The organism is Nocardia sp. NPDC058640, from assembly GCF_042716995.1.
Lineage (GTDB): Bacteria > Actinomycetota > Actinomycetes > Mycobacteriales > Mycobacteriaceae > Nocardia.
The window spans coordinates 87,008-99,352 of sequence record NZ_JBHXRG010000021.1 but is presented as its reverse complement, the minus strand read 5'-3'; the positions used below and the strand labels follow the sequence as shown (position 1 = coordinate 99,352).

Annotated in this window: 7 protein-coding genes; 3 read left to right on the top strand and 4 right to left on the bottom strand. The window is 68.1% G+C overall.

From position 1 onward, the window contains the following. Positions 1–161 precede the first annotated feature (161 nt). Entirely contained in the window at positions 162–827 is a 666-nt protein-coding gene (locus ACFWU5_RS21110; RefSeq protein ID WP_379268357.1) for a lipase family protein, read from the top strand. On the opposite strand, the gene ACFWU5_RS21105 is transcribed toward ACFWU5_RS21110, so the two are convergent. Further along, positions 828–1,184 carry a hypothetical protein gene (locus ACFWU5_RS21105; protein WP_379245626.1) on the bottom strand — a complete coding sequence of 119 codons (357 nt, stop codon included), beginning with the start codon at positions 1,182–1,184 and terminating at the stop codon, positions 828–830. A 152-nt stretch (positions 1,185–1,336) separates the two neighbouring features. On the opposite strand from ACFWU5_RS21105, the gene ACFWU5_RS21100 reads away from it, so the two are divergent. After that, positions 1,337–2,248, top strand: coding sequence for a hypothetical protein (locus tag ACFWU5_RS21100; protein WP_379245624.1), 912 nt, complete (start codon positions 1,337–1,339; stop codon positions 2,246–2,248). A gap of 24 nt (positions 2,249–2,272) precedes the next feature. On the opposite strand, the gene ACFWU5_RS21095 is transcribed toward ACFWU5_RS21100, so the two are convergent. The 3 genes from ACFWU5_RS21095 to ACFWU5_RS21085 are packed head-to-tail and all read right to left on the bottom strand — an operon-like array spanning position 2,273 to position 5,575. Continuing rightward, the gene (locus tag ACFWU5_RS21095) at positions 2,273–3,460 is read right to left on the bottom strand and encodes a lipase family protein (RefSeq protein ID WP_379245622.1); all 1,188 of its coding nucleotides are present in this window, start codon (positions 3,458–3,460) and stop codon (positions 2,273–2,275) included. 23 nt (positions 3,461–3,483) lie between these two features. After that, a complete protein-coding gene (locus ACFWU5_RS21090) occupies positions 3,484–4,689 on the bottom strand; it encodes a lipase family protein (RefSeq protein WP_379245620.1) in 1,206 nt (401 codons plus the stop codon). Further along, positions 4,679–5,575, bottom strand: a complete 897-nt coding sequence (locus tag ACFWU5_RS21085; RefSeq protein ID WP_379268356.1) for an SDR family NAD(P)-dependent oxidoreductase — start codon at positions 5,573–5,575, stop codon at positions 4,679–4,681. The genes ACFWU5_RS21090 and ACFWU5_RS21085 overlap by 11 nt, the downstream gene beginning before the upstream one ends. Before the next feature lie 238 nt (positions 5,576–5,813). On the opposite strand from ACFWU5_RS21085, the gene ACFWU5_RS21080 reads away from it, so the two are divergent. Further along, on the top strand, positions 5,814–12,341 hold the full coding sequence (locus ACFWU5_RS21080) for a type I polyketide synthase (protein WP_379268355.1): 6,528 nt from the start codon (positions 5,814–5,816) through the stop codon (positions 12,339–12,341). Positions 12,342–12,345 lie beyond the last annotated feature (4 nt).

The following is a 12,345-nucleotide window of genomic DNA, read 5'->3' as shown; positions in this document are numbered from 1 at the left end:
CTGCGGAGGGACCGTAAGTCCTGCCGCCTAGCGGAAGGCACGTCCCTGTGAAACAGGAACCCACCGGAGAGCCGCAAGGTTCAGGAGGAATCCCGACCCTTCAAGGTCGGGAGGATGTCAAGCGGGAGACGCTCGCGCAGTGGGTGGCTGCGGGATATGCGGTGGCGCAGACCGATTATCAGGGGCTCGGGACGCCGGTGGCGATGGGGCATTCGCAGGGCGGTCAGGCGGCGGTGTTCGCGAATGCGCGGGCGCAGCAATGGGTTCCGCAGTTGGAGTTGCTGGGGTCGGTGGCGTTGGCGCCCGCTTCGCATCTGGGACTAGTTGTGCAGGCGGGGGTTGTCAGCAAACGAACCGGCCTGGGCGCGAAGGTCGCGCCCGCGGGGTCGTTGTCGTTCATGCCGTTGTTCGTGCGTGGTGCCCAAACCGTCGCCGACATCGATCCGACGAAATTCCTTGCGCCCGAAGCAGCTTCGAAGATCGACCAGGCCGACGACCGCTGCATCGGCCAGCTGCGTGCCAAAGACTCCTGGGGTGATATCGGCGCGAACGAAGCCTTCTCCGCCGACGCCGATCCCAGCGCCCTGATCCGAGTCCTCGACGACAACGACCCCACCGGGCTGACCTTCACCGCCCCGCTGCTGGTGCTACAGGGCAAGGCAGACGTCGTGGTGATGCCGACCGGCACCGACGCCATGGTCGCCCAGCAACAGTTGACCGGTCGGCCCGTGGAATACCGCACCTATCCTGGTGTCGACCACCGCGGCGTGCTCGCGGCGGGCAACAACGACGCCCTCACCTGGGTGAACGCCCGATTCGGACGCTGATCAGTCGATCCCGTCGGGTCGGTCGACCTGGCGGGTATCGAGGTCGTGAATTATCGGGGTGCGAGATATCGCGCTGTTCGTGACTCGATCGACGGTCCCGCCACTGTCGGGTGCATTCATGAATGCCGAGACCACGTGGTCGCTGAGGTATTGACGTAATTCCAAACGCCATTCGATGGGGAGATCTCGGGGCACCATGTCGAGGGCGTCCTCGACCTCTTCCCATATTCGCGGAAACGGAATTCCGTCGCGTGAGCAGGATTCCACCGCGGTCATCAGTTGCACTGTCAGACAATCCAAATGGACGGTCGTTGTCACACTGAGTCCCGTGTCGTGGAGCAGGTCCAGATCGTCCATTGTTTTCCCCTTACCAGTTCGCACCCCTGCTGATGCGCTCAAGGTACTTGCGGATCGGGGGCACGGGAAATCGTGCAGGGGTTACTGGAGGTTCAGATATGTTTCGGCGGCTCGGTTGTGATCGGCACTGATCGGCCGGGTAGGTTGCAGCGATGATCTCCACGGCCCTGTACTGCGGCACGCGCTGGGACGAGCAGGGTCGATGGTGGTACGAGCTGCTGCGCGAAGACGGGACCACCGAGCGGCTGCCGGGCATCGGCACGCGGCTGGCGTTCCGGATCACCGATTCCCGGCGATACTGCCTGGGGTACAACGGGTTCGGGTCCGCCGGTCGCGGTCGTATCGCTTGCCCGCGCGGGGCTGCGGTCGACAGTGGACGGCAGTGCGAGCAGTGTCGGGTCAAGGAGGGCTGGTCGGTGGTGCACAGCCACCGCGGCCCGCTGTCGGCGCTGCCCGAACAGGTCCGCGACTACATGGCGCAACCGCATCACCTGTACATCGCGTATTTCGGTGACGGCATGACCAAGGTCGGCACGGCGTCGGCGTCGCGGCGGCATCGCCGGCTGTTCGAACAGGGTGCGCTGGTGGCGCGGTTCATCACCGATTCGCCCGACGGGCTGCATGTTCGGGATCTGGAACGCACGGTCACCGAGCGGGCCGGGATCGGGCAGATGGTCGCGGGTGTCACCAAGACCCGAATTCTGACCAAACCCTTGCGGCCGTGGGTGGCGCTGGAATCCGCGGTCGCCGACGCGGCCGAGCACGCGGCGAGCACGTTGCCCGCGGACATTACGCGCACCGACGTCGCGTGGTCGGGCGGGCGCGACTTCTACGCCACCATCCTCGAGCACGGCCGTTTCCCGGTCGCCACCGAAATCGCCGGGGAGCCAGGCGAATACATCATCGACGCGGTCACCGCGCACGGGCATACGATCGCGTGCCGTGACACCGCGGGCGCCAGTGAACTGGTGTTGGTCAACGACACTCGCCTGGTCGGCCGTCGCATCGAACTGGACTCCTCGATCGATGCCGTGGCCGAACCCGCGCAGACCAGCCTGTTCTGATCGGCGCGGGTCGGCGTGCTGTGTTCAGCAGCGGGTCGGGGCCGGTTCGTTGCGGAATCGGGCTTCGATGAAGTTCCAGGCTTCGGGCAGGCCCGCCACCGCGGTGGTCATGTGTTCGGCGATCTGGTAGCGGGAGAACGTGATCGGTGCGCCCGCCTCGCAGTAGCGGGCGGCGACGTCGGCGACGGCATCGTAGGGCGTGAGACCGTCGAAGACGCCCTGCCACAGCATGGTCGGGGTTTCGGGGATGCCGGGGTAGTGCCGCAAGCTGTTCTCCCGCAACACCGCTCGCGCTTCGGGGTTGTCCATCAGGGACTTGGTCGCCGCGAGCTGTTCGGCGCTGCGGACGATGCCGTGGAACAGCAGGAAGCGGCGGCATTCGTCGGCGGTGAAGTCCCGGTACCACAGTCCTTCGCTGTTGAGCTGCTCGGAAATGGGTAGGCGCTGCGGGTATTCGCGTTCCAGGCCCATGGCCGCTGCCCACGCGAGGCCGAAGCCGGGGTGGTGGCCGAAGCCGATGCCGAGGGCCATCTGTTCGAGGTCGGCGGGGATGCCGCCCGCCGCCACGCCCGCCAGCTTCAATTCGGGGGCGTAGGTGGGTTGCATGGCCGCGGCCCATGCGGTGGCCAGTCCGCCGCCGGAGTAGCCGGCCAACGCGATCTGGGACTGGCCCAGACCGAGTTCGGTGGCGCGTTGCAACGCTCGCACACTGTCGAGGGTGACCATGCCGCTGAGCTTGGCCGCGCCATAGGCGACGTTGGGGCCCAGGTAGTCGGGCAGGGCGACCGCCCAGCCGCGGCCCAGCGGCAGGACCGCGCCGAACGCGTCGGGGGTTTCGTCACTGAGCAGTGAATGGGACGGATTGCACTTGGTCCCAAGGGAATTGATCAGCGCCTGATACGACACCAGCGGCGGGTTGGCCACCCCCGCGGGGATCATGACCGTGGTCACGCCCATGATCGGGTCGCCGGCGGAATTGGTGGAGCGGAAGGCGACGTGCCAGATGTCGGTGCCCTGGTAGGGGCCGAGGTTGAACTTGCGTTTGCGGACTACATCACCGGGGGCGAAGTCGCCGATGTCGGCCGGTGCGGCGAAGAACGGGTCGGGATCGGGGGTCGGGTACTGCGGTTCGGAAGTTGCTGCGGGAGCGAACATTCCGACACTGATGGTGCATAACAGCACCGTCAGCGCGGCGGTCCAGATGCGGCGCATGGTGGATCCTTACTGGGGGAGGGTCAGCAGTTGCTCGGCGCGGGCTCGCCGCGGAAGCGGGCATCCAGCCACGCGACGGCAGACGGAAAACCCATGACCGCGGTGGCCAGGTGATCGGGGCTGGGATACAGCTCGGACTGCACCGGCGTCCCGGCCCGGCAGTAGCGCTGGTTGGTGCGCTCGACCGCGTCGACGGGGATGAGCGGGTCGATGGGCGTGTGCCATTCGAAGATCGGCATCGTGGGAACGGGTTCGAACAGTTCGAGGCTGTTCAAGTCGCCCACCTCCCACGCGCGCGGGTCGTCGATGAGCGAGACGGTAGAGGCGAGATCGGAGGCACTGTGCATGGCACCCGCGGCGATGAGTTCAACGGTGCAGCCGTTGGACATCGCGTCTCGCACGGCCAAGCCGGTGTTGTTGAGCTGCCCGGTGATCGGCAGGCGGTCGGGGTACTCGCGTTCGAGCCCGAGCGCCGCGGCCATGGCCAGCCCGAACATGGGATGCGGGGCGAAGCCGAGGGCGCGCGCCATGGTGGTGATGTTCATCGGCACACCGCCCTGCGCGGCCCCGACCAGCCGCAGTTCGGGCGCGTACTGCGGGGCCAGCGCGGCGGCCCAGCCGGTCGCCATGCCGCCGCCGGAGTAGCCGAGCATGGCCGACGGGCTGTCGGCGAGTCCCAGTTCCGCGACCCTGGTGGCGGCGCGGATGCCGTCGAGGGTGATCTGCCCGCCGAGTTTGGCCGCACCGTAGGCGGCGTTCGGGCCGAGGTGATCGGGCAGGGCGATGCTCCAACCGCGCAGCAGCATCGTATTCAGCAGTGGCACAGCACGATAGAGCAGATTCGGGTCGTAGGCGTAGAGGGCACGCGAGACCGCGCACTGGGTGCCGAGGCCGTTGATGATGTGCTGGTACGACAGCAGTGGCGCGCCGGGGCGGTGGTCTTTGGGGGTGAGGATCGTGGTGGTCGCTGCGATCGGGCGACCCTGGGAGTCGTTGGACCGGAACTTCACCAAAGTGACTGTGGCGGTGGGGAAGTAGGGCAGCGGTTCCTGCACGCGGACGGCGAGCACGGCGCCGGGTTCGTGCGCGGCGAGGTCGGCGGGCGCGGCGTAGAAGGGGTCGGGGTCCGGTGCGGGATAGACCGGGGACGCCGTGGCCGGCTGGGGGCCCGTGGCGGCGAGTAGCCCGACCATGACGGCGCAGGCGAGGGTGCGCAGACTAGTTCTCATGCATCACCGCCGCGGCGGGAAAGCGGACGCCGGTGGCGCGTTCGGACGCGGTCCACAACTGTTGCCACAGCGCCCGGTCCTGCGACAATGCGCTCGAGGGGCAGGCGCCGAGCGGGCCGCGGGTGTTGAACAGCTTGGTCGGACCCCAATAGGTGTCGGGGTCCGCGTCCGGTGCGGTGGCGGCGAACAAGATGGATTGTGCTGCGGCGGTGCGTGATTGGCCGATCAAACGGATGAACGGCTCGGAGACCCAGTCCAGTGGGGTCTGCGTCTTGGCGACGAGCCCGGTCGGTGCGACGCCGGGATGCACGGTGTAGGACCGCAGCGACGACCCTGAACCGTGCAGCCTGCGCTGGAGTTCGCGGCCGAACATCAGGGTTGCCAGTTTTGATTCCGGATAGGCGCTGTGTCGACTGTATCGACGTTTCTCGAAACGCAGATCGTCCAGCGGCAGCGTTTTCGTCCAGCCGTGCGAAATGCTCGACACCGAGATGACGCGATCCCTGATCCGGTCCAGGAGCAGGCCGGTCAGGGCGAAATGGCCGAGATGGTTGACACCGAATTGTGTTTCGAATCCGTCGACGGTGCGCGCGAACGGCACATTCATCAACCCGGCATTGTTGATGAGCACATCGAATTCGCCACAGGTTTGCGCGAATCGCCGCACAGCGGACAGATCGGCAAGATCCAGCGCCGCCACCGAAATATCGCCGGTGAGTCGATCGGCGACGGCCTGCCCGCGTTGCGGGTCGCGGCACGCCATGATCACTGTCGCGCCATGGGCGGCGAGGGTGCGGGTCACTTCCTCGCCCAGGCCGCCGTTGGCACCGGTGATAACGAATCGTCGGCCGTGCTGATCCGGTAGCGGATCGGGAGTCCTTGCCATGGCGCATGACCTTACGAATCGCGGCAACCCGGTGGCAATGCGTTTGGAAATTGTCAGGGACACCGCCGCGACGATTGGTCGTTTCCCAAACCGGTCCCGCCCGCACCGAATTCTGCGGTGCGCTGTCGTAGCGTGACGCCCATCAGTGTTGTCGAGTAGACCGTCGGGGCGAATACCCGACCCCGCCCCACTGCTCGCCTCCCCTTCGATTACCGCTGATGCAGGAGATGTTTGCCCTATGGCTCGCGAAGACGAACTACGCACTTACATGAAGAAGGCGATCCGGGAATTGCAGACCACCCGGGCACGTCTCGACGATGTGGAGGCGCGGGCCACCGAGCCCATCGCGATCGTCGGCATGGCATGCCGGTATCCGGGCGGGGTCACCTCGCCCGAGGAACTGTGGCAGGCGGCGGTGGACGGGCGCAGTCTGGTGTCGGAGTGGCCGGCCGATCGTGGCTGGGATATCGAGGGCCTGTTCGATCCGGAACCTGGTGTGCCCGGCAAGTCGTATGTGCGCACGGGCGGCTTTCTCGACGGCGCCACCCAGTTCGACGCGAACTTCTTCGGGATCAGTCCTCGCGAGGCGCAGGCGATGGATTCGCAGCAGCGGCTGGTGCTCGAGACCGCCTGGGAGGCGTTCGAGCGCGCGGGCATCGACCCCACGACCGTACGCGGCAGTGCCACCGGTGTTTTCGTCGGTTTGATGCCGGACTCCGAGGCTCCGTCCTCGCGTGATCTCGACGATCGGGTGCGCGAGACGATCGAGCACTTCCTGATGACCGGTCAGGCATCCAGCGTCGCCTCGGGGCGGGTGTCGTATGTGCTGGGTCTGGAAGGGCCGTCGGTCACCGTGGACACCGCGTGCTCGTCGTCGCTGGTCGCGATCCATCAGGCGGTGCGGTCGTTGCGCTCCGGCGAGTCGACCTTGGCGCTGGCCGGCGGTGTCACCGTGATGGCGACGCCCGCCGCGTTCGTCGCGTTCTCCACCCAGCGGGCCCTGGCGGCCGACGGTCGGTGCAAGTCCTTCGCCGCCGGCGCTGACGGCACCGCGTGGGGCGAAGGCGTGGGCATGTTGCTGCTCGAGCGCGTTTCCGAGGCTCGGCGCAACGGGCACAAGATCCTGGGTCTGGTGCGTGGGACCGCGGTGAACTCCGATGGGGCGTCCAACGGTTTGACCGCGCCGAACGGGCGGTCGCAGCAGCGCGTCATTCGGACCGCGCTGGCGGATGCCGGGTTGACCACGACCGATGTGGACGTGGTCGAGGCGCACGGCACCGGAACCCGGCTCGGTGATCCCATCGAGGCCCAGGCGCTGCTCGCGACCTATGGTGCCGAGCGCGACGGTGCGCAGGCGCTGCTGTTGGGGTCGCTCAAGTCGAATATGGGGCACACGCAGGCGGCCGCCGGGGTCGGTGGGCTGATCAAGATGGTGATGGCGATGCGGCACGGGGTGGTGCCGCCGACGCTGAATGTCGATGAGCCCACGCCGCATGTGGACTGGTCCGCGGGCACGGTTCGGTTGGTGACCCAGGCGCAGCCGTGGCCCGAGACCGGGCGTGCGCGGCGTGCGGCGGTGTCGTCGTTCGGGATCAGCGGCACGAACTCGCATGTTGTTGTCGAGCGGGGGGACGACGTGCCCGCGGATCGGCCCGAAGTTGTTGCGCCGGCGGTTATTCCGTGGGTGGTGACCGCTCGCTCCGCTGACTCGGTGACTGCTCAGGCCAGTGCCCTGCTCGACCGGGTCGATGCGGATCGTGAGGTCGAAGCGGTCGATATCGGTGCGTCCTTGTTGGAGACTCGCGCCCGGTTCGATCACCGTGCGGTGATCGTCGGGCACGATCTCGAGGAGCTGACCGAGGGGTTGCGTGCACTGGTGCAGGGGCGGTCGGTGCCGAATGTGGTGCGCGGCACCGTGACTGCGGCGGTGACGGCGGTGATGTTCCCCGGCCAGGGTGCGCAACGCGTCGGCATGGGGCGCGAACTGTACGACGGCTTTCCGGTGTATCGGGCAGCGTTCGACGAGATCTGCGCGGAGTTCGATCAGCACCTCGAAATCCCTTTGCGTGAACTGGTTTTCGCCGACGATCCGAGCGGGGATCTCGATCGCACCGAAATCACCCAGGTTGCTCTGTTCGCGACGGAGGTGGCGCTGTACCGGCTGGCCGAATCATGGGGCCTGCGACCGGCATTCGTGATGGGGCACTCGATCGGTGAGATCGTGGCGGCCCATGTGGCGGGGGTGTGGTCGCTCGCCGACGCGTGCACCCTGGTCGCGGCGCGTGGCCGGCTGATGCAGTCCGCGCCCGCCGGTGGTGCGATGGTCGCGGTCGCCACCGACGCGGCGACCGTCGCCGATCTGATCCGCCTCTACGACGATGTCAGCATCGCGGCCGTGAACGGGCCTGCGTCCGTGGTCATCTCGGGTGCGGCGAGTTCGGTCGAGGCCATCGCCGAGCAGTTGACGGCCGACGGCGTGCGGACCACCCGGTTGCGGGTGAGTCACGCCTTCCATTCGCCGCGGATGGACGCGGTGCTGACGGAATTCGGTGCCGTGTGCCGCGGTCTGACCTATCGCCCGCCGACGCTGCCGGTGATCTCGGCGCTCACCGGCAAGGTGGCCGAGGCGGCGCAACTGTGTTCGCCGGAGTACTGGGTGAGTCACCTGCGCGAACCTGTTCGCTACCTGGATGCGGTGCGGTGGGCGCGTGAACAGGGCGGGGTGACCTGCTTCGCCGAGATGGGGCCCGGTGCCGCGCTGACGGCGATGGTGCACGAAATCGCCGACGACGGTGAGGCTTTGACCGCTGCCGCGCTGCAGCGACCCGGCATCGCGGGTGACCTCGCGTTCGTGGCGGGACTGTCGGCGCTGTACTCGAGCGGGGCCGCGCTGGATCTGTCCGTGCTGTTCGAAGGGTCCGGCGCGCAGTCGGTCGAGCTGCCGACGTACGCCTTCCAGCGTGACCGGTACTGGCTCGCGGTGTCCGAGGGCAGCAATGTGCGTGGCGCCGGGCTCGATGCCGCCGAGCACCCGCTGCTCGGTGCGAAGATCGGCCTCGCTCAGGACGGCGGGCTGCTGCTGACGGGACGACTGTCGTTGCACTCGCATCCGTGGCTGGCCGGGCACCGCATCGGTGACGCCGTGCTGCTGCCCGGCACGGCGTTCATCGAACTCGCTTGGCACGCAGGACAACTGGTGGACTGCCCGGTCGTGGGTGAACTCGTGCTGGAATCGCCGCTCGTGGTGCCCGAGAGCGGCGCGGTGGAGCTGCAGGTGATCGTCGGTCCGGCGCAGGAGTCAGGGCACCGGACGGTCGGGGTGTATTCACGTGTGCAGACTGCTTCCGGCGAAGAACTGCCGTGGATCGGACATGCCACCGGCACGTTGCAACCGGCGGCGGAGATCGCGATGGTTCCGGCCGATGGGGGTGCGTGGCCGCCGGTGGGCGCTGTCGCGGTGGCGGTGGGGGAGCCGTATGAGGCGATGGCGGCTGTCGGGTATCACTACGGGTCCGCCTTCCGCGGTCTCGGGCAGATCTGGCGTCATGGCGAGGACGTGCTGGCCGAAGTGGCTCTGCCCGAGTCGGATGCGGCGGAGGCCGCCGACTTCGGGCTGCATCCCGCGCTGCTCGATGCCGCACTGCACGCGATGATCGCGACAGGCACGGTCGGGCCGACCGAATCGGGCAAGATCCGTCTCCCGTTCGCGTGGGAAGGTGTGTCGCTGCACGCGGTCGGTGCGACGTCGCTGCGTGTTCGTCTCACGCCCGCGGGCACGGACCGGATCCGGCTGGAACTCAGCGATTCGGCGGGCCGACTTGTCGCTAGCGCGGAATCCCTTGCGCTGCGCGAGATCTCGCTGGAGGCCTTGGGGCAGCGGCCGTCGACCTCGGATGGCGGGCTGTACGAGATGAACTGGGTGGGGGTTCCGGGGGTCGAACCTGTTGGGGGACAGGGCGAATGGACCCAGCTGGAGTCTGCGGCCGAGTGCGTCTCGGTGGAGTATTGCGAACGAACCGACAGGAACCTCGTTGTCGTGCGCGTTCTCGGCGATGCCATCGCGCCCGGCTCTACGGTCGATCGCGCCACCGATGTCGAGTCGACCAGTCGGCTCCGCCCGGATGCCTTGCGCGAGTCCGTCATTGCCGTGCAGACGGTGGTGCAGGAACTACTGGCCGATGACCGGTTCACCAAGGCACTGATCGTTTTCGTGACCAACGGCGCGGTGGCGGTACACGGTGCCGAAGATGTCGCCGATCTGGCCGGTGCCGCCGTGAACGGGCTGCTGCGTACCGCGCAGAACGAGCATCCGGGGCGCATCGCGCTGCTCGATCTCGATGGTCGCGGCGACTACCGGGAGGCGGTGTCGATCGCCGCCGCGCACCCCACAGAGCCGCAGTTGGCGATCCGACACGGTGAAACGCACGCGCCACGCCTGGTCCGCGCTGGGGCGGACACAGTCGGATCGGCCGAACTGCTCACCGGCGGCGACTGGCAACTGGTCGACCACGGCCGGGGAACTCTCCACGGCGACAACATGATTCTGACCCCGCAGCCCGAAGTGGAGCCGCTGGGACCGGGGCAGGTACGGATCGCTGTCCGGGCGGCGGGTGTCAACTTCCGTGACGTGCTGATCGTGCTCGGGATGTACCCGATCCCCGACACCGCCATCGGTGGCGAAGGTGCGGGCGTGATCGTCGACATCGCCCCTGACGTCACCGATTTCACGGTGGGCGACCGGGTGATGGGCATCTTCACCGGCGTCAGCGCCACCGTCGTGGCCGATCAGCGGACCGTCATCGAGATCCCGGCGGGCTGGTCCTTCGAGGACGCGGCCGCCGCGCCGATCGTGTTCGCCACCGCCTACTACTCCCTGGTCGACCTGGCTCAGGTGCGGGCGGGGGAGTCGTTGCTGATCCACGCCGCCACCGGCGGTGTCGGCATGGCCGCGGTGCAACTGGCTCGACACCTCGGCTTGGACCTGTACGTCACCGCCAGTCCGGGCAAGTGGGATGTGTTGCGCGCGAACGGCTTCGCCGACGAACGGATCGGCAACACCCGGACGACCGACTTCAAGGACAAGTTCCTCGAGGTCACCGCCGGTCGCGGTGTCGACGTCGTGCTCGATTCGCTGGCGGGCGACAAGGTCGACGCGTCGCTGGACCTGCTCCCGCGCGGCGGTCGGTTCATCGAGATGGGCCTGACCGACCTGCGCGACGCCGACGAGATCGCACAGACCCATCCCGGCGTGCGCTACCAGAACTTCATCCTGATGGAGGCGGGGCCGGACCGCTTGCACGAGATCCTGACCGAGTTGCGCACCCTGTTCGAATCCGGTGTGCTGCAACCGCTTCCGGTGACCAGGTGGGATGTTCGACGGGCACCCGAGGCTTTCCGGCAGTTGAGTCAGGCCCGGCACGTCGGCAAGTACGTGCTGACCGTGCCGACCCCGCTGAATCCCGCCGGCACCGTCCTGGTGACCGGCGGCACCGGCGGGCTCGGCGCACTGGCCGCCCGCCACCTGGTGACCGCCTACGGTGCCCGGCGCCTGCTGCTTACCAGCCGCCGCGGACCCGCAGCCGACGGTGCGGGCGAACTCGCGGCCGAACTGTCCGCGCTCGGCGCCCAGGTCGACATCGCCGCCTGCGATGTCAGCGACCGCGACGCCCTCACCGCCCTGATCGCGGCGATCCCCGCCGCACACCCGCTGACCGCGGTGGTCCACACCGCCGGCGTCGTCGAGGACGCCCTGTTCACCAAGCACACCCCCGAACACATCTCAAAGGTGTTCCGCCCCAAGGCCGATGCCGCCTGGCACCTGCACGAAGTCACCAGCGGGCACGCCCTGTCGATGTTCGTCCTGTACTCCTCGATCGCGGGCCTGCTCGGCAACCCCGGCCAGGCCAACTACTCCGCCGCCAACGGTTTCCTCGACGCGCTGGCCCACCACCGCAGGCACCGCGGACTGCCCGCGACCGCCATGGCGTGGGGTCTGTGGGAGCGCGGCACCGGCATCACCGGCCACCTCACCGAGCGTGACCTGCAGCGGATGCGCCGCGAAGGCCTGATCCCGCTCACCGACGACGACGGCATGGCCCTGTTCGATGCCGCGCTGACGACCGGCAGGCCGCTCGCGGTCCCCGCCCGCCTGGACCTCACCGCGCTGAGCTCGCTGGGCGACGTGGACGACATGCCCGCGATGCTGCGGTCGTTGCTGCGCGGTGGTCCACGCCGGGCGGCCGGGAGCGGCAGCGACGAGTCGGTGAAACTGCTGTCGAGCCTGATCGGGCAGGAACCCGCGGAACAGGAGCGGATCATTCTCGGCGTCATCCGCTCACACGCGGCCGCGGTCCTCGGCCACGCGTCCGCAGAGGCCGTGCCCGCCGAAACCGCGTTCACCGACCTGGGTTTCGACTCGCTGGGCGCCGTGGAGTTCCGCAACCGACTCGAGGCCGCGACCGGCGCGAAACTGCGCACCACGATCGTGTTCGACTACCCCAACGCGGCGGCACTGGCCAACTACCTGCGCACCGAGATCGCCCCCGTGGACGATCCGGGAGCGCGGATCGTCGGACAGCTCGACGCACTCGCCGCCGGTTGCGTCGGCGTGGAACTGCCGCCGGAGCGGGTCGACGAGCTGATGGTGCGGATCAACGACCTCGTGCGCACCCTGCGCGGCGGCGCGAACAGTGAGCTCGTGGACAACATCGACGGTGCCGATGACGACGCGCTGTTCGACCTGATCGACCAGGTCCGTTCGGTCTGAGTGA